Raw genomic sequence first — 18,008 nt, 5'->3', positions numbered from 1 at the left:
ATTACTTACCGAAATACTTATTAAAAATCGCCTGGTACTCACCGTTAGCCTTTACGGTTTTTAGTGCCGCGTTTAGCTTGTTGACCAGCTCTTGATTGTTTTTATTAACGGCAATACCAAATCCGTAACCAAAGTATTGGGCATTGGTGACTTGCTTACCGACATAGGTAAGTTTGTCGTTCTTTTTAAACCATTCAGCGACGACTGCTGTATCGCCGAATACAGAATCAATACGGCCATTCTGCATATCAAGGAAAGCTTCTTGAGCGCTGACATATGCTACCGTGGTAACACCCGGCATTTGGTCAATTAGATAACTTTGGTGAGTCGATCCGTTCTGAACACCGATACGCTTGCCTTTCAGCTTATCCTGGCTGGCTACTTTTCCGCTAATCGCGACAAAAGCAGCGGCATTGTCGTAATATGCGTCAGTAAAGTTCACTTGCTCTTTACGTTGATCGGTAATATCAACGCCTGAAATGACAGCATCGTAACGGCGGAATTTGAGTGCTGGGATCAAGCTGTCAAAAGGATGGTTATGGAAAGTACATTTTGCATTGATCTCTTCACACAGCGCATTTGCCAAATCCACATCGAAGCCTTGGATTTGGTTATTTTGATCCATGTATTCAAATGGAGCATAGGTGGCTTCCATTGCAAATTTTATTTCGTCCTGCGCTGCAGCCTGGGCTGAAACTAAACCGATTAGGGAAGACAGTAAAATCTTTTTCATTGTGATACTCCATGCGTAATTGTTCTCTGCATCCCGTAATGTCGTGATGCAGGATTTATAGGTTTAAATAGAAATAGAGTGATTAGTTAACTAGTGCGTCAGGTATTCTGCGAACTGAGCTGTTGCCGGATTAACAAAAGCGTCTCGGGTGCCGTGCTCAACGATTCGACCTTGTTCAAGGTAAAGCACATGGCTGGCAATTTTTTTTGCAAAATCAACTTCATGAGTCACAACAACCTGGGTGATCCCTGTTTCACTTAATTGATTAATAATTTTGACGATCTGGTTAGTGATTTCGGGATCCAATGCTGCGGTAGGCTCGTCAAAAAGTAATACATCAGGCTTCATCATTAGAGCTCGGGCAATAGCAACACGCTGCTGCTGGCCGCCTGATAGCTGCATTGGCCATGCATTAGCTTTGTCTTCAAGTTGAAGCATGCCAAGTATTTCGATGGCTTGTTTTTTTGCTTCAGCTTTACCAATTCCTGCAACCTTAATTGGAGCTTCAGTCAGGTTTTGAAGCACCGTCAGGTGTGGCCAAAGGTTATATTGCTGAAAAACCATTCCAACCTTACGGCGAAGATTCAGGCTATCCTTTTCATGAACAGCGTTGCTGAAATCAAATTGCTCATTGGCAATATCGAGTTGACCGTTGTTAGCGGTTTCTAGCAGGTTTAGCACTCGAAGCAATGAGCTTTTTCCTGCGCCGCTTGGTCCAAGTAATACCAGGGTGTCCCCTTTGTCACAGTTAAAGCTCACGTCATGAAGAACCTGTACTGGACCATAGAATTTATTGATGTTGCTCGCTTGAATACCCATGCGGAAATACTGCATTAATTGTCACTTGAGGCTTATATTACTCAAAGTGATTTCTTATGCAAGATAAATGTATAAATAACCTTGAAAAGTTTCGTTCTTGGACTACAAGTAAGTTGTCCATAGTATAAGGTACTGTTTTAAATGAGAGGTTAAGATTTTAAGCATTGGGAGGATGTTGCTTAGGGTTTTTGTGTGGTATTTGAATATTCAGATATAAAAAAGGCTGCCTGAGAGGCAGCCTTAAATAGAGGTTCGTTTTGATGCTGGTTTTATGCGGTTTGTGCGTGCTCAATAGATTGACGACGCGCTTTCACAACCAAGCCATAACCGAACAGGGCGATAAAGCCGGTTGAGAACATTGCAGTTGTAACTGTCATCAAACCATGAACAGCAAATGCTGACACGATACCGCTAGCAGCAAAGCAAACCATAGTCTGCAAGAAGTTCAGCAGACCGGCGGCAGTTGCGCTACAGCTCTTGAAGTCTTCCAGCGCTTTACTGATGATGATTGGGTAAATTGCACCATTAGCGACTGCCAGTAGGCAGAATGGTACTAGGATTGGCCAGATAGTCGTTGGCTCAGTATTCAACGAAATCAAGAACATTACCGTAATGCTGGTCAGGAATAGCTTAAGGATCCATGGTAGGATTCGCTGGCTGTCATATTTTTCAAGCAGCGTGCGGCAACCGTAACCACCAATAATAAATGCCACAGTTTGTGGTGCGTAGCTCAGGCCGATATCAGCACCAGAATAACCCATCGCAGACATAACGAACGGAGAGCCGGTCAGGTATGCGAAGAAAGCAGCTGAACAGCCAGCGAAAATCATCATATTGCCGATGAATTTTTTTGAACTTAAGATCTGCTTGTAATCACGACGTAACTGAACTGTAACTTTTTCTTGTTTTTTGTCCAGTTCTGCACTTTCAGACTCTTTTAGCGTCATAACGGATAAAACAGCACCAAATGCAACAAGTGCAACAAAGATGCTTCGCCAGCCGAAATGACCTTCAAGCATAGCGCCAGCTAGTGGTGCTAGTGCTGGTGACAATGCAACCAATGGCATGATGGTCGCAAAAACACGCTCAGAGACTTTGCCTTCATAACGGTCAACAACCACTGCTTGCCAAATAACTGTTGCACTACAAGCACCGAGTGCTTGCGCAAGACGAGCGATAAGCATGATTTCAATATTTGGTGCAAAGGCACAGACAACCGAAGCTGCACTAAATAGCATCATACCGCCCATAAGGACTTTGATACGGCCGATGCGATCTGACAGGGGACCATAGACAAGCTGTCCCAAAGCCATACCCAGAAGGAAAATACTTAAAGACAGGCCTATAAGTGATTGTGATGTTTCAAAATCTGACCGCATTGTTTCAAAAGCAGGCAGGTACATGTCAGTAGCAAGAAAACCGAGCATACTTAGACATGCAAACCATAGAAGAGTGATTTTAGAAGGTTGTTTATTCATAAAAGAAAACTTTTTTTGTGTTACGTTTCAGGCAAGTTTAATGTTGCAACAGTTTGCTGTGAAACGGTAATATTTCAACAGTGCTTTCAAAAAATTTGATTTGATATGTTTTCGTACAATGATTTGCAAGTGATTGATGTTGTAGCCAGGCGTGGAAGCTTTTCTGCGGCAGCAGAAGAGTTGCATAAGGTTCCAAGTGCAATTAGTTACACCGTTCGGTTAATTGAAGAACGATTAGCTGTCGATTTATTTGTCAGGTTGCATCGAAAAGTGAAATTGACGCCTGCTGGGGAATATTTTGTTGAGGAAGCAAGGAACCTCATTAAACAGATGGATCAGATAAAACTGCAAACTCAGCGGGTTGCCAATGGCTGGTCGCAAAGTGTTTCTGTTGCGCTGGATACCGTAGTGAGGGAGAGTAGGGTAAATACCTTGGTACGGGATTTTTACCGTGAATTCCCAGACGTTGAATTGCATTTGACGATGGAAGTTTTTAACGGTGTGTGGGATGCATTGGCTGACGGGCGTGCTGATATTGCGATAGGAGCGACGGCAGCGGTTCCGGTCAGTGGTTCATTTGCCTATCGTGATATGGGTACACTTTACTGGAAGTTTGTTGTTGCACCAGATCATCCTTTAGCGTCGGCAGATTATCCGCTTGAACCCGAGCAGTTAATGCAGTATCCGGCAATTTGTATTGAAGATACGTCCCGCGTGTTGCCGAAACGGGTAACTTGGTTGATGGATAACCAGCGTCGAATTATGGTTCCGAATTGGCATAGTGCATTTCAGTGCCTGAAGGCTGGACTAGGGATCAGTGTTGTGCCTGAACATATGGCAAATCATTGGATTGAATCTGGTGAGTTGGTTGAGAAGATGTTGTCCAATAAGCCTGCTGTCAGCCCATGTTGCCTTGCCTGGAATAAAGAAAGTCCGAATCCGGCTATTGATTGGCTTTTGGAATATTTGGGTGATAGTGAACAGCTTCATCGTGAGTGGATGCGATGATGACTGCTTGAGTATGGGAATTGACTGAATACGGGCGCGATAGGGCCCGTATTCATGAGAGGAAAGCGGGTTACTTGCTTTCCTCGCTTTGGCCGTTTACTTGCTCAGTCTCGGTAACGACATCTTGATTTTGCGCCGCGGCTGCTTCTGCTTCCATCTTAGCTCTTTCGGCCTTGGAGATATAGCGAGGTTTGTTACTGCGGTGCAACTTAGCGTTTTGCTTTTTCAGCTTCTTTTTCAGAGTTTCGTTAACTTTTTTCTTTCGGTTCATTATCTTGTTTCTTTCGGATGATGCTGGCGAAGATTGTAACTGATGATAAACACAATTGCTTGCTATCTTTATCGCTCTTATTCTGCTTTAAGAGTGTGGTATCCAGCCCAAATTCGGGTACAGGTCGTGATCCAGCATAGGGTGCCGAAGCCCCAAGCAATAACGGAAAAGTGCTGTGGTAACAGGCAGAACAGAATAAAACATCCGATTGTTTCGGTTCCTTCGGTTAAACCGCCAATATAATAAAGGGATTTTTGCCGATAAACCGGGCTCTCGATGTTACGTTTTCCTGCCATAATGGCGAAAGCTAGAAAACTTGAACCAGTACCGATAAACGAAAAAATCAAAAAAGCACCAGCGACAGCATTCGCCTCTGGGTTGGCTAAGACAAAACCAAACGGCACCAGGGAATAAAAAAGAAAATCCAGCGTGATATCCAAAAAGCCGCCGCAATCAGAGATCCCTTGTCGTCTGGCTACGGCCCCATCTAAACCATCAAAAACCCGGTTCAGGAGGATAAAAGCCAATGCCCATTCGTATTGCTGTAAGAGAAGTGCGGGTAAGGCAAGTAAGCCGATTGCGAACCCTGAAATGGTCACTTGATTGGCGGAGATGCCTAACCGGTCCGGTATTGCCGAAGCTGTTGTTAACGGCCAGCGGATCACTTTAATCGCATAACGATCTAACATTACATACCTCTTTGTTTCATCATGCTTGTTGCCCATGGCCAGCGAAGTACTTTGCCATCGTCAGGGATATCATCTTCATCATGGGTCACCATAAGGGCTGGTATATTCAGTACTTGGATTTGTTTGAAAACAAACTCCCGGAACTCGCTGCGTAGTGCTTTATCCAGTTTACTGAAAGGCTCATCAAGTAAGACAGCATGGGGTTCGGACAAAAGCATTCGCATTAGGCTAATACGGGCACGTTGGCCGCCGGAGATCTCCGGCGGCATTTTGTCGGCAAGCTCGCGCAGTTCGATTCGGGCAAGTGTTGCGATGGCTTTTTCTTTTCGCTCTTTTCTTGAGAAACTCTTTGGCAAACCGAAAGCCAGGTTTTCCCAGATATTGAGGTGCGGAAACAAGAGGTCATCTTGAAACAGGATACCTATTCGGCGCTGGTCTGGGGCAAGTAAGTTCATGGTGATGCCGTTTAAAACGATCTCACCGTCAAGGTCGAATGCCGGGCTAAGGTGGCCGGCGACAGCGCTTAACAGTGTTGATTTACCGCATCCGCTAGGCCCCATCAGCGACAGGATAGTACCAGCTTCTACTTTGAAGCTGACCGGCTCGAATAATGGTTGCTCACAATTTCTTAAAGTTAGGCTTTCCACAGATAAGGTCATCCGTGTTTTTTCTCCGTTGTTGCTGGGTTTGCCGGTTGAAGCGTGCGGAGTAACGACTCGCTGCTAACGACAAGCTGAAAAAGATAAATGGCAGAGCTCCCTGGAGCAGGCCGTAAATAGCACTGACGCGACGGTCTTGTCCGCTGGCGAGAGCGATAGCTTCAGTCGTGACGGTTGAAATTCTACCTGCGCCAAGCATTTGTGTTGGCAGGTATTGTGCCAGACTGACACTGATTCCTACAGCAAGACTCAGCAAGATTGCAGGAAGCATGATTGGTCGCTTGACCCGCCACCATGTCTGCCTGCTATTAAGGCCAAGGCTTCGTGCTGACTGATCTAAGCGAATATCATAGCTGCGCCATGGTCCGTCAAGAGCCAGGTAAATGTAAGGGAATACAAAAAAGAGATGGCTCCAGGTTACCCAGTTCCAATACCACTGACCAGGAATCAAATAGGTACTTATCTGGATACCGAACAGGATGGATAATTGTGGTAAGACCATTGGTATCGCGATTAGCCAGCTAGGCAAACCACGCTGATATTTTTGTCGATATTCCAGGCAAGCAATAGCCAGTATCAAGGCCAATAAGCTGCTTACCAGAGCAAATATGATGCTATTCGTTGCAAGTTCTATCAGCGAATAGGATTCTTGTTGCCAGAACCGTAGGCTATAACGACTTGGTAGCAGATCCGGGAAACGCCAGCGTTGCGCAATTGACCATAGCCCGAGTACAGGGATCACTATCAGCGGGATGACGACGAAAGGTGCATAGAGCGGAATTCCGCGTTGAGAGTCTTGCCCTGTATGCTTTGCTTTATTGGCTACTGGTTGTTTGGGGCCGCTTATTTGCCATTGGCGACAATATGTCAGCAATGTCCATTCGGCTAGGCGGATAACGGTTAATGCCAATATCGCCACGGCCAGAAGTAAGATTGCTCCGACAGCGGCCCGGGGTAATAAACTCAGTTCCGGTTCGTTAAACCACTGCCAGACCAGAACCGCGAGTGTTGGTGGGCGGGAAGGGCCGAGGATCAGCGCAATATCGACAACTGATATACCGTAGGCCAGAATGGCAAAAATTGGCAGGCGCATCTTTGGTAGCCATTGGGGAAAAATGACTTTTAGCCAGCTTTGTTTTCGACTGTAACCAAGGCTGATAGCAACCGCCATTAAGCGGGAAACCTTAAGCTGTTGGAGTACTGAAATACTCATTAAGAGCAAAAATGGGGTTTCTTTTATTGCTAATACAACAAGAAGTCCTATGCCATGCTGATCTTGAATCAGGCTATACCAGCCTGCAGTATCGACCCCAATGGTCTCAAATACGCGGAAAAGCCAGCCGGTTGGCGCAAAGGTAAATGCAAAACCAATAGAAAAAGCCACGTGTGGCATTGCCAGCATTGGAGATAGCGTGTGCTCGATACGTTGCCATTTTGGGCTGTCCCAGTATTTACGCAATACCAGAAAGCAAAACAACATCGCCAGCAAGGTACTACCAAAACCAGTGCGTAATGACAAAAAAACAGATTCGCTCAATCCTGGCCATTGGGAAACAGTGGTAAAGGCCGAGATATTCGGTTCAGTAAGCCCCAAAGATGGAAGCCAGGAAAATGCTGGAATTACAATCCCTAAAAGTCCTGGAACTAAAGGCAGAGCACAGAGAAGTAGTGTAAGTAGGTATAACAAACGAATCATAAAAAACCTAGGAATGGGCATTCGTGCAATGATGCAGGAATGCCCGAGAGAAAATTAGCTGCCGTAGCGTTTTTGCCACTCAAGTTCCAGAGCTGTTAGCCAGCTTGGATGTGGTTCCGGTATGGATTTAAACAGAGAAAACCCTTGTGCTCCTCCTTTCGCTAATGCTTCCGGTTTAAGGACTGATGGATCCCCCCAGATAGCGGTATCGGCTTTGCGAGCCTGTGCCTGTGGACTTAATAGGAAGTTGATTGCAACCAATGCCCCTTCTTTAGCAGAGGCGTTCCAGGGAACGGCAAGGAAGTGGATATTGGAAAGTGCTCCTTGATGGAATGCATAAGTTTGTGCTGTTTCAACAAGTTTTCCATGCGCAATTGCGGCATTAGCAGCATTTGGATTGAACGTAATGGCCAGCAATAACTGCTGATCATCAAGTAGCTGGATGGTTTCACTGCTTGCTGACGGGAAGCGTTTTCCCTGTTGCCATGATACCGGGTGAAGCTGATCAAGGTATTGCCACAGCGGGGCTGTTACTCGATCAAACTTGGCTTTATCTGCTTTAACATCGATTGGCTGATACAAGGTATCTTTTTCTTTGGTCAGCTCAATTAGTGCCGCTTTCAGGAAGCTGCTGCCATGAAATTCTGGTGGTTGAGGGTAGCTGACCTTGCCTGGAAATGCTTGTGCCAGGCTCAAAAGTTCGCTGAAGCTCTCGGGAGGATTATTCAGGGTTTTCTTGTCATGGACAAATACCAGTTGGCCAACCCCCCATGGCGCTTCCAGACCATTAGTTGGTTCGGTAAAGTCTTCATCCACAGGGAGTGATTTATCGATATACTGCCAGTTGGGTAATTGTTTGGTAAATGGGCCGTACAGCAGGCCACTCTCTTTCATAGAGCGGAAATTTTCGCCGTTGACCCACACCATATCAACACTGCCGCCGTTATCCTTACCTGCTGTTTTTTCTGCCAGCAGCCGTTGAGTGGTTTCGGCTATATCGGCCACTTTGACATGTTTGAGTGTTACGCCGTATTGTGACTGAAGCTGCCGACTAGCCCAGCGAATATAATCATTGATCTCCTGGCTACCGCCCCAGGCATTGAAATAAACGGTTTGCCCTTGTGCTTTTTCTACAGTCTGCTGCCAGTTATCGACAGCAGAGGCTTCGGTAGCAGCTTGGGCACTAGTTAGGCTGGCGGCGAGCGAAATGGCTAATCCCAAAAAAAGTTTTTTCATTTTAATTAAATATCCCTATTTTCATTTAATACGGTTTTTGCTGGTGCTTTGTTGTCAGCATGTTTGTTTTCTTTGCGCATCCAACGGTGGTATTTCTCTACCCAGCCAAGCAGCCCTTGGGGAGCGTTAGCCTGCTTCCAGACCCCGGCTGTATATTTAGCAGCTTCACTCATTGTCGGGTAGGGGTGAACGGTGCCTAGGATTTTATTCAACCCTAGGCCATGACGCATGGCGAGGGTGAATTCCGCTAACAGCTCCCCGGCATTACTGCCGACGACGGTGGCACCGAGGATCTTATCTTTGCCTTTTGGAGTAATAACTTTAATAAAGCCGTGATCTTCGCCGTCTGTAATCGCGCGGTCAAGGTCATCGATCCCATAAGTGATGACGTCATAGTCGAGACCTTGCATTTTGGCTTCTTTTTCATTGATTCCAACGCGCGCAACTTCCGGTGCGGTGTAGGTTGCCGCCGGTAACACTGAGTAATCAGCCTTGAATTTCTTGAAGTGACCGAAAAGTCCGTTAACTGCCGCATACCAGGCCTGATGTGCGGCTGCGTGCGTTAACTGGAACGGACCCGCTACGTCGCCGACAGCGTAAATGTTCGGGTATTTAGTTTGCAAGTATTCATTCACGTCTACGGTGCCGCGTTCTGTGGTTGTGATCCCTAGCTCTTCAAGACCAAAGCCTTGAACGTTAGCGACACGACCTAGAGCCAACATGACGGCATCAAACTCGACGATAAGTGACTTTTTGTTGTTATGCCTAAGGTTGTCGTTAAGGCTGTTCTGGTGAAGGTAAACGCGCTGAACCTGGCGATCATCATTTGTCGTGACAGATTCAAACCGCACTGCTTTGTGGCCGAGTTTGATATCAACACCATCGTTTTCCAAGCCATTTTTAACCAGTTCGGATGCGTCGTTGTCTTCGCGGATTAACAGTTGCTCCGCCATCTCGACAAGCGTAACTTGGCTGCCAAGGCGACAGAAGCTTTGTGCCAGCTCACAGCCAATTGGACCGCCACCTAAAACCAGAAGCCGCTTGGGTTGTTGCTTGAGCGACCAGATAGAATCTGATGTGAGGTAATTGACGGTATCAAGTCCCGGAATATTAGGTACTAATGGACGGGCACCGGTAGCAATTACGATATTGCGGGTAGTAATCCGTTCACCATTAACCTCAACTTCCCATGGTGACAGGATTCTGGCATCGCCTTCTATGCAACTAACACCAAGTTTGGAGTAGCGTTCGACTGAATCGTGCGGTTCGATTTTTGCGATCACATTATGGACTCGTCCCATGACTTGCTCGAAGTTGACCTCGGGCTTGCCAGTGGTAATACCGAAATCTTTCGCTCGCGAAATTTCAGCCATAGTATGCGCTGCCCGTATAATGGCCTTGGACGGTACGCAACCAGTATTGAGACAGTCGCCGCCCATTTTGTGGCGTTCGATTAGCGTTACTTTGGCTTTTACAGCGGCTGCAATGTAAGAGCTTATTAACCCGCCTGCACCCGCACCAATAACAACCATATTCTGTTCGTATTGCTCAGGGCGCTGCCAGTTACCATATACCCGACGTTGATTGATAACGTTCATGGTTAATTTAGCTAGTAGCGGGAACAGGCCGAGCAGGGCAAGAGAGACCAGAACCGGGGCAGAGATAATACCGTTTATTGATTCAATCTCACCAAGCTGTGTACCGGCATTGATGTATACCATGGTGCCGGCCAGCATCCCGGCCTGGCTGACCAAGTAGAACATCCGTGTGCTGATCGGTGTCAGGCCCATTAGCAGGTTGACAATAAAGAATGGGAAGATAGGGATCAGGCGTAACGTAAACAGATAAAATGGACCATCTTTAGTTATCCCCGTATTAATTGGCTCCAGGCGGTTGCCGAATTTGCTTTGTACCCAATCGCGCAATATAAAACGGCTGAATAGAAATGCCAGTGTCGCGCCTATTGTACTGGCGAAAGAGATAAGCAATAGGCTCCACCAGAAACCAAATAATGCGGCACCCAGTAGTGTCATGATGGCCGCACCAGGCAGTGACAGGGCTGTAACAACCACATACAGGACAAAATAAATCAAGCTAGATAAAAAAGGCTTGGCTGCAATTGTGTCTTGCAAGGCTACCTGTTGAGCTTTAGCTTGTTCTAGGGTGAAGTATTGGCCGAGGTCGAAGGTAAACCAAAGGCCAATAAGGCTTATAACTGTCCCGAGAAGTAGCAGTTTTTTTCTATCCATGACATCACCTTTCAACTATTTATCTGAAGACTCAGCCGTTGGTTCTTTTGTGTCACCAGGCTGGATAGGAAGTGAACAAAATCCTTGTTCTGGTACATCTAGTGCAGTGTTAAATTTTGCTGATAGATTTTGGAACGCAACTAAAGCGGTGAGCTCTACCAAAGCATCTGCGTCATACCACTGTTGTAGTTTGCTGAGCATTGCTTCGTCAACACGTTGCCCAGTAATCGTCATTGCTTCAACATAGCTCAGTACTGTGCGTTCATGTTCATCAAAATGTTCGCTGGATTGCCAGTTGGCTAGAGATTTGATTTTTTCTACACAATCACATCGTTCTGCCAGTTTCATTCCGTTGGCATCGACACAAAATGCGCAATCATTGAGTTGTGATACACGAACACAGACTAAAGAACGGATGACTGGGGTGATTGGGGATGATTTGCGATCAAGAAAACCGAAGAACCCAGCTACAAGCCAAAATAAGGTCGGGCGTCTGCCCCACAGTAATGCAGGGTTTAATACGTTGCCATAATGACGCTTTTGCAGCCAAAGCAGTGGCTTGATAAGTATGGAATAATGGTTTTTGGCTGGAATACGCACATGAGCCCCTTTTATGTCTGTTTGTCTGTATTTGTATGCTACAGAGAGTATATCAATCTAGTTCGACTAATGGTCGTATATATTACTAGATTGGTATGAGACACAGACCGACTATGGGGCAATTAAATTTCAGAAAATTAAAAGAATTTTCAAAAAAGAACCTAGTTGATTGAAATTTGTACGGCTTGAGCTTTTTGTTGTTTGGCCATGTCTGGGATTTCAGGGTTCAACAGAAACATGTAGCCGCATGCGAGCAAAGGTAGTGCCGCCAAAAGCATTGTCTTACCAATATGGTAATTGCGATACCAGTATCTTTTTGACCTGATTTTTAAAAATAGACCCCAGCAAAGCAGCAGCAAATTGAACGCTGCGGTAATAGCCAGTGTACTTTCCAGCGCAGCAAGAGAAGCATCTTGTTGATGCACCAAAAAGATAAGTGTTGTTGATGGCAGCAGGCTGATAAATACCAGAGTGCGCATTAGCTTTGGCCACTTGCAAAATTTATCTTTAAACATCTGGTCAGCTTGTCCGGGAAAAGGCTTTGAATAATACATGACAACCTCCGGTTAAAATGACTAGTCAATTTTACTAATGGCGAAGGTTAAAAAAAAGGTATTGATGATTTTATGAACAGCTTTGTGAGAGGTATCAATTTTTCATTAAATGGCTTAAAAATAGAATTATGCAACATTTTGATATGCTTATTATTGAAAATAATATGGTTGCGTAAAATAAAAAAGAAGAGGTGATATGCACCTCTTCTTTATATTTTGCTTCTCTGTAACTAGCGTAGTTGAGAAAGTAATTCAGAACGACGCTGCTGAGTGATCACAGACCAATGCTTACCGCTGACTGCACCTTCAAGTGCCCATAGAAGTTCAACATTGACTGTATCCCTGTGTGTTTCCTGTAATGCTTTGTAAGCATTTATTGCCCCAGTTTCAAAAAGCTGTTCAACAGAGGTAATACCAGCTTTCTTCAGCATACGTTCGTTGGCCAAGCGAAGGTTTGGCAGATCCTTAATACGGCTCGGGCCGCTTTTGCTTTTGGTTTCCTTATCTTGCTTCGCTGCATCCAATGAACGCGTTGCTTGAGAAATGATTTTCTCTGGTTGATCCCACCATTCCTCGGGAATGGCATATTGTTTAGTTACAACAGGGAAACCCCGCTTTTTATATACGTAAGGTTTTAAGCCAGCTAGCTTATATTCCTCTTCATTTTTGGCATTAGCACGTAAATGCAATTTGTCATTTACTACAAGCGCAAACATAGTTTCGCCTGAAAATATGCCAAAGCCGCCAAACATTGAACGAGACTTTACGTTCTCGAAACAACTGAATAATCGTAATGAATTTTTAAGTACTGGTTTGTCCATGCGTCTTCTCGGTGATAAATATCTTAGAGTCACCTAACAACAGAGCGAGGATTCAGATTAGCAAAAAATACAAAAAAGCTATGTCAGCGATAAGTTAAAATTCTGACATAGCCAATTGCTACATCCATCGGCAACCCCGCTACCATAAGTTGATTTAGTTATTAAAAAACTAACCACTTTTAGGCCGGAAGCTTTGCGTCCCAATCTTTCGAATGGTTTGCCTTGTTCGTGACGTTATTAAGCATATCTTAGTTACTATTTTTGACCTTGCTCCCATTTTGAAAAGTGTGATCTTGATCCAATAAATATGTGCGGATTTTGGACGTTTTAATCATTTTTCGATTTTATGGGTGTCGCTATAAGTTATATTTATTACTTAATAAAAAAACCGGTAAGTTGCCTTACCGGTTTTTGTCTTTGATTTGCTGTAATTTTTAAAACTTGGCTTATGCGTTCAGATTCTTAACCGATTTGCGTACTACAAGTTCAGGTGCCATTTCGAAAATGCGGCGCTCGTGTTGTTTGTCTTTTACGCGAGCCATCAGGATTTCGATCGCTGTTTTACCCAGACGACGTTTTGGCTGGTGGATAGTCGTTAATGGTGGTGAGAAGTACGGAGCCAGATCGATGTTATCGTAACCAATGATAGAAACATCATCAGGAACACGAATTCCGGCTTGTTCAAAAGTACTAATCAGTGCCATAGCCATGATGTCGTTAAAACAGAAGATAGCTGTCGGACGCTCTTCCATTGCAATATATTTCTTCGCAGCAATCACCGCAGATTCACACTCGAAGTCGCCTTCTAAAAGCCAGTCTTCATTTACGGGTAAATTTGCTTCGTTCATTGCTTTGTAGAAGCCATTAAGGCGTTCCTGACACGTTGTCTTGTCTGAGTGACCAGACAGACAGCCGATTTTGCTATGGCCGTGTTCAATAAAGTATTTGGTTGCAACGTAGCCACCAAGCTCTGCATTGTCCTGAATTTTGTCAGTGTGCGGGCTTTCCGGACCCCAATCCATAATCACCATTGGCAGATCTTTCTGACGCTCAAGAAGCCCCAGCAGTTTCTCGTCTAGGTCTGAGCACATGACAAGCAGGCCATCGACACGCTTTTCTGCCAGCATTCGAAGGTAGTCACGTTGTTTGGACAGGTTACCTTCTGTATTACATAGGATTAGTGTGTAACCTTCGCCATAACAGTATTCTTCAACACCGTGTACCACTTCGGCGAAAAATGGGTTGGTTGACTTGGTAACCAACATACCGATGGTGCGGGTTGTATTACATTTCAGGCTTCGGGCAACTGCACTTGGAGCATAGTTCAGTTCTTCAACAGCTTCCAATACCTTCTTTTGTGTAGCTTCCGCAACAAAGCGGGTTTTGTTGATCACGTGAGAAACTGTTGTTGTTGAAACACCAGCCATACGTGCAACATCTTTAATCGTTGCCATACTTGTTCTTCTAATAATTTAGGTCAGAGGGCCTGACCGTTTCATATTCATTTAAATTGATAGTACCAGACAGGAAAATTACCTGATCTAAACCAGAGAATTTTGCTGTTTGGTACTGTTTGTACTCTACAAACATCATGTATAAAAACGCCAAAAAGCCGCTTCACTAACGGGCGGCTTTGATTATCTCGTCTTTCTCGACGTTGCATTGTGTAATCGCTTGCGTTCACATTCTACTGAGTGTAGCGCACAGTGCAACGTTTCTGTATTACAAGCTGTTAATTCTTGATAGATATCAACAAAGTTAATGCATTTCTAGGGTGATTAGATGCATATGTCGGTTTATTTGTATGATTTAATGGGTTGGAAATAATAACCCATGGCTATAAAGCTGAGAGCTTTTAGGACAGATTTAGGTTTACCAGAAAGCTAAAGCGCCATTCCCAAAGGGGAAATAAGTCCGTAGCTGTTATAACCTTATGGGTAAAGACGGAGAAAAGTAAAGAATGAATGAACTAAAGCAGGAACGCCTTCAAAACCGGCTTGGTCCTGAAATTAAAGAGTTTCGGGAATCATGCCTGACCCTTCAGCTAGCTACGGTTGACGCTGAAGGCAAACCCAATGTGAGTTACGCGCCTTTTGCTTTGCTGGATGATGGCTATTATGTGCTGATCAGCCAGCTTGCCAAACATGCGCGTAACTTACTTGAGAATCCGAAAGTGTCTTTGATGATGATTGAAGATGAAGTGGCATCAAAAACTATTTATGCCCGCAAGCGTCTGACTTTTGAGGCGAATGTTTTTGTGGTTGATCGTGAAACCGAACGATGGCGAGAAGGAGTTTCAGCGCTTCAAGATCGCTTTGGTGAGATTGTTGAAGGGTTAAGTAGTTTGGCTGATTTCAGTTTATTCCGTCTTGAGCCGATTCATGGTTTGTTTGTTAAAGGTTTCGGTCAGGCATTTCAGGTTAGCGGTGATGAGCTGGTTGATTTTGTTCATTTGCAGGCAGGCCATAAGCGTATTGGTGATGGCAGCGAAGTAACAATACCAACTGAGCCATTCGAAAAGCTGTAATTGCTGACGTATTTTTGATGAAAGCTGAGATGTAACTCGGATTTGAATGCTTGATAGATTATCAGGCCTTTGTCCGTTTAGGTCGTTATAACGGACAATAACGGAATCGCTTGATCCGGATCATCGTAAGCAGAAGGCTTTCTTGAAGAGAGGGAATTTCGTGTGATAATTGTCATATTGATAACAATATCGGATTTAATTTTATGTCCAATAAGAATACGAAAGGTGTGCGTTTTGCCTACGTCGCCAGCTTCCTGACCCCATTTACGTTAATGATTTCTGGCATTTTTGCGGTGCTTTATTCTGCGTACCAAATGAATAAAGGTACTGATGAACTGAGCTATAGCCACTATTACACCATTATTCGTACTTTCTTTTTGTTCTTTACCTTCTTTGTTGTGCTTGGTGTAACGGCCGCCACGATGAGTGGGATGGTAGCCGGTGCCGGTTACTGGGTCCACAGCAGTTTCCTAGATAAAGTGCTGCAGGCAATCCCGGTAGCGGGTTTGATCATTGCTGCGCTAGCTATTGCAAAGTGGTTCTTTCAGCATATAAAAGGCATGAAGCTACTGAGCCAGAACAAGGTCATTGAGCTGTAACTTCTGATATAGAATTGTAGAGAAAGCCGAAACGTAGCATGCGTTTCGGCTTTTTTAATGGCTTGTCTTTTGGGGTTAAGTTTAAGTAGTCCTAAAATTAAGTTTGAATAGGTTGCTTGGAGTAATTGTGATGCCAATAGAGCGAATGAGTCACAAACCTGTTCCAAACAAAGAGCAGAAACATCAGAGAGCAGTATTTGAGGGAAATAACGAACGACTGAGTATGCATGAGGGAATAGCCCCGTGGTGTGATTGCTGTGTGTGTGAAGCCGAGCCTTATTGGACTGATGTTGCCAAGGAGATGGGTATTAACCTGAGTGATTATGAGGAAGATTACGAATAAATGAGCGTCACCGCAGTGTTGTGCTGCGGTGACGTTATTGAGGCTTGGTTATTACTGGATGGCCTCAATAAGCCTGTTGAGTTCGTCAATCAGTTTTTCTGTTTTAGGATCATGGGCTTGCATGGCCATTACCATATCCTGCTGTAATTGATCCTGCATCGCCATTAGTTCTTTATCGGCAATAATTGCCCGGCGTTGCTGTGTCATTTTTTGTTTGGCTACCGTAAATTCTTTGATGAGCTCGCTTCGCTCTTTTTCACTAAGGGATTGATCCTGAACCTGTTGCTGAATCTCTTGTGCTTTGGTAATGAACTCGCCCGGCTCATACCCGATTTCTTCTGCCTTCTGCTGGAATTTTTCCTCTAGCTTTTTTGATTGAGCGATTAGCTCAGGGTTAGCTTGCAGAGCTTGCTGACGGATGCTGGTTAGATCGCGTTGGATAGCATGGATTCGGTTTGCGGTATCACGCTGGGCACGGCTGGAGTCGGCTGAAATTGCGCTGGCATTAGCATAAGGAGCAAGTATCATGGCAGTCAGGAGTAGCAACGGCAAAGACATTTTGATAAACCAGTGCTTTGATGCTGACTGATGCAGGGTTCGCGTACTGATAGTGTTCATGGCTGAAACCTCTTGTAATTGTCTTAATCGTATTTGTCGATAAAGTTCAATCTATAAGAGCGCGTTAAAGCGAATGTCAGTAACGTGTCATGAATCCTGTGCGTAGGCTGAACAGGGCGAAATCGGGCTCGCAGAGGGATGGGGGGCTGATAGAAAAAGGCCGGCAATCCATATGCCGGCAACCAGAGATAGTGATTTCAGTCTTTATTGGACCGATTGGGGTTATTGTTCTTCTCCCGCAAGGTATGCGGTGTCTAGTTTGCAGAACGCGGCCAAAAGGTTAACGGCTGCGCTATAGAAGCCGAATTTGTCGCGTTCGTTACAATCTTTTGCAAAAGCAGGAAGCCAGTTCATCAGCATGGTTTCAATGAACTGCTGCTGTGCTTGCATAACTTCTTCTGCTTTAGTTTGGTCTTCCTGCTGGTTAGCAAGAATGCTCAGGTTACCCATGAAGTCCAGCTCAACGGCGATATGGTCAGCAGGCTCGTTGAATTCTTTACGCTGGGCAATATCGTATTTTTCCATCCACTCAAGCATATCCTGTGCAGGCTTGTCGTTTAGCAGGCCACTTTCGCCAACATACATAGATGCGTAAGGAAGGGCACCGGATTTCGGTGTGCTCAGGAACAGGCCGCAGAAATCGGCTGCAAGTTCCAGCTGTGCATCTTCACGTGTTTTCAAACGGTTGATTGCATCACGGAACTCTTCAACAGGTTGCTTGAGCTCAGCTGTCATACCTAGGCCTGACAGGAAAGTGTACATCTCACCGCCGTGGTATTTTTCCATGTCTTCTGCTGTTAGCTCACGAGCCAGCAGTGATGACATCCACCAGTAAATTTCCGCACGTTGTTCGTTGAAAGCAATAAACTCTTGCATGGGCACTCCAGAGTAAACCAGTCACAGCTTTTAAGGTTGTTATCTTGCCGGACTGTACAAAACATATTCAGATAAAATCTCGATTTCTCAGTGATTATATGTGAATAGGTTTTATCAAGGTAATAAAAGGTTTAAAAATTGAATAAAAGGTAATGGAAACCTCCACTACCTTTTTAACTCATTTTTAATGATTGCCAGAGACCGACAGGCCTCTGACTAATTCACTAATCTA

Annotated in this window: 19 protein-coding genes and 1 riboswitch; of the genes, 4 read left to right on the top strand and 15 right to left on the bottom strand. The window is 44.8% G+C overall.

Going from position 1 to position 18,008, the window contains the following annotated elements; all coding sequences use genetic code 11:
• Window position 1: 1 nt before the first annotated feature.
• The 3 genes from Q0852_RS06330 to punC all read right to left on the bottom strand — a co-directional run bounded on the left by Q0852_RS06330 (window position 2) and on the right by punC (window position 3,030).
• Entirely contained in the window at window positions 2-733 is a 732-nt protein-coding gene (locus tag Q0852_RS06330; RefSeq protein ID WP_299015448.1) for a lysine/arginine/ornithine ABC transporter substrate-binding protein, read from the bottom strand.
• A 90-nt stretch (window positions 734-823) separates the two neighbouring features.
• Window positions 824-1,552, bottom strand: coding sequence for an arginine ABC transporter ATP-binding protein ArtP (artP, locus tag Q0852_RS06325; protein WP_299015615.1), 729 nt, complete (start codon window positions 1,550-1,552; stop codon window positions 824-826).
• 269 nt (window positions 1,553-1,821) lie between these two features.
• On the bottom strand, window positions 1,822-3,030 hold the full coding sequence (gene punC / locus Q0852_RS06320; protein ID WP_299015447.1) for a purine nucleoside transporter PunC: 1,209 nt from the start codon (window positions 3,028-3,030) through the stop codon (window positions 1,822-1,824).
• Window positions 3,031-3,135: 105 nt separating this feature from the next.
• On the opposite strand from punC, the gene punR reads away from it, so the two are divergent.
• Window positions 3,136-4,038 carry a DNA-binding transcriptional activator PunR gene (gene punR, locus Q0852_RS06315; RefSeq protein ID WP_299015444.1) on the top strand — a complete coding sequence of 301 codons (903 nt, stop codon included), beginning with the start codon at window positions 3,136-3,138 and terminating at the stop codon, window positions 4,036-4,038.
• Between the two features lie 70 nt (window positions 4,039-4,108).
• Here the strand turns inward: punR and Q0852_RS06310 are convergent, their stop codons facing one another.
• The 10 genes from Q0852_RS06310 to purR form a co-directional block, all read right to left on the bottom strand.
• Window positions 4,109-4,309 carry a DUF2986 domain-containing protein gene (locus Q0852_RS06310; RefSeq protein ID WP_299015441.1) on the bottom strand — a complete coding sequence of 67 codons (201 nt, stop codon included), beginning with the start codon at window positions 4,307-4,309 and terminating at the stop codon, window positions 4,109-4,111.
• 77 nt (window positions 4,310-4,386) lie between these two features.
• Window positions 4,387-4,998, bottom strand: a complete 612-nt coding sequence (locus tag Q0852_RS06305) for a CDP-alcohol phosphatidyltransferase family protein (RefSeq protein WP_299015437.1) — start codon at window positions 4,996-4,998, stop codon at window positions 4,387-4,389.
• The gene (locus Q0852_RS06300; RefSeq protein WP_299015434.1) at window positions 4,998-5,657 is read right to left on the bottom strand and encodes an ATP-binding cassette domain-containing protein; all 660 of its coding nucleotides are present in this window, start codon (window positions 5,655-5,657) and stop codon (window positions 4,998-5,000) included. The genes Q0852_RS06305 and Q0852_RS06300 overlap by 1 nt, the downstream gene beginning before the upstream one ends.
• A complete protein-coding gene (locus Q0852_RS06295) occupies window positions 5,617-7,353 on the bottom strand; it encodes a thiamine ABC transporter permease (protein WP_299015431.1) in 1,737 nt (578 codons plus the stop codon). Before Q0852_RS06295 ends, Q0852_RS06300 begins: the two co-directional genes overlap by 41 nt.
• A 54-nt stretch (window positions 7,354-7,407) precedes the next feature.
• Window positions 7,408-8,589 carry an ABC transporter substrate-binding protein gene (locus Q0852_RS06290; RefSeq protein WP_299015428.1) on the bottom strand — a complete coding sequence of 394 codons (1,182 nt, stop codon included), beginning with the start codon at window positions 8,587-8,589 and terminating at the stop codon, window positions 7,408-7,410.
• A 5-nt stretch (window positions 8,590-8,594) separates the two neighbouring features.
• Window positions 8,595-10,838 carry an FAD-dependent oxidoreductase gene (locus Q0852_RS06285; RefSeq protein WP_299015426.1) on the bottom strand — a complete coding sequence of 748 codons (2,244 nt, stop codon included), beginning with the start codon at window positions 10,836-10,838 and terminating at the stop codon, window positions 8,595-8,597.
• A gap of 15 nt (window positions 10,839-10,853) precedes the next feature.
• Complete coding sequence (locus Q0852_RS06280) at window positions 10,854-11,438, bottom strand: carboxymuconolactone decarboxylase family protein (RefSeq protein ID WP_299015424.1); 585 nt, start codon at window positions 11,436-11,438, stop codon at window positions 10,854-10,856.
• Window positions 11,439-11,599: 161 nt separating this feature from the next.
• The gene (locus tag Q0852_RS06275; RefSeq protein WP_299015421.1) at window positions 11,600-11,992 is read right to left on the bottom strand and encodes a hypothetical protein; all 393 of its coding nucleotides are present in this window, start codon (window positions 11,990-11,992) and stop codon (window positions 11,600-11,602) included.
• A 230-nt stretch (window positions 11,993-12,222) separates the two neighbouring features.
• Window positions 12,223-12,813: a TfoX/Sxy family DNA transformation protein gene (locus Q0852_RS06270; RefSeq protein ID WP_299015419.1), complete on the bottom strand. Its 591-nt coding sequence runs from the start codon at window positions 12,811-12,813 to the stop codon at window positions 12,223-12,225.
• 126 nt (window positions 12,814-12,939) lie between these two features.
• A riboswitch (cyclic di-GMP riboswitch) is annotated at window positions 12,940-13,045 on the bottom strand.
• 214 nt (window positions 13,046-13,259) lie between these two features.
• On the bottom strand, window positions 13,260-14,267 hold the full coding sequence (gene purR, locus Q0852_RS06265; RefSeq protein ID WP_299015416.1) for an HTH-type transcriptional repressor PurR: 1,008 nt from the start codon (window positions 14,265-14,267) through the stop codon (window positions 13,260-13,262).
• 506 nt (window positions 14,268-14,773) lie between these two features.
• Between purR and hutZ the strand changes: the two genes are divergently transcribed.
• The 3 genes from hutZ (at window position 14,774) to Q0852_RS06250 (ending at window position 16,282) form a co-directional block, all read left to right on the top strand.
• Window positions 14,774-15,340, top strand: a complete 567-nt coding sequence (gene hutZ / locus Q0852_RS06260; RefSeq protein WP_299015413.1) for a heme utilization protein HutZ — start codon at window positions 14,774-14,776, stop codon at window positions 15,338-15,340.
• A gap of 203 nt (window positions 15,341-15,543) precedes the next feature.
• Complete coding sequence (locus Q0852_RS06255) at window positions 15,544-15,939, top strand: hypothetical protein (RefSeq protein WP_299015410.1); 396 nt, start codon at window positions 15,544-15,546, stop codon at window positions 15,937-15,939.
• A gap of 127 nt (window positions 15,940-16,066) precedes the next feature.
• The gene (locus tag Q0852_RS06250) at window positions 16,067-16,282 is read left to right on the top strand and encodes a hypothetical protein (protein ID WP_299015407.1); all 216 of its coding nucleotides are present in this window, start codon (window positions 16,067-16,069) and stop codon (window positions 16,280-16,282) included.
• A gap of 51 nt (window positions 16,283-16,333) precedes the next feature.
• Here the strand turns inward: Q0852_RS06250 and Q0852_RS06245 are convergent, their stop codons facing one another.
• The gene (locus Q0852_RS06245; RefSeq protein WP_299015404.1) at window positions 16,334-16,900 is read right to left on the bottom strand and encodes a hypothetical protein; all 567 of its coding nucleotides are present in this window, start codon (window positions 16,898-16,900) and stop codon (window positions 16,334-16,336) included.
• A gap of 222 nt (window positions 16,901-17,122) precedes the next feature.
• Window positions 17,123-17,776, bottom strand: coding sequence for a molecular chaperone TorD (gene torD / locus Q0852_RS06240; RefSeq protein WP_299015401.1), 654 nt, complete (start codon window positions 17,774-17,776; stop codon window positions 17,123-17,125).
• Window positions 17,777-18,008 lie beyond the last annotated feature (232 nt).

This window comes from uncultured Photobacterium sp., from assembly GCF_947502415.1.
In the GTDB taxonomy this organism is placed as follows: Bacteria; Pseudomonadota; Gammaproteobacteria; order Enterobacterales; family Vibrionaceae; genus Photobacterium.
The sequence above is the reverse complement of the archived record's forward strand: the minus strand, read 5'-3'. Positions and strand labels throughout refer to the sequence as shown.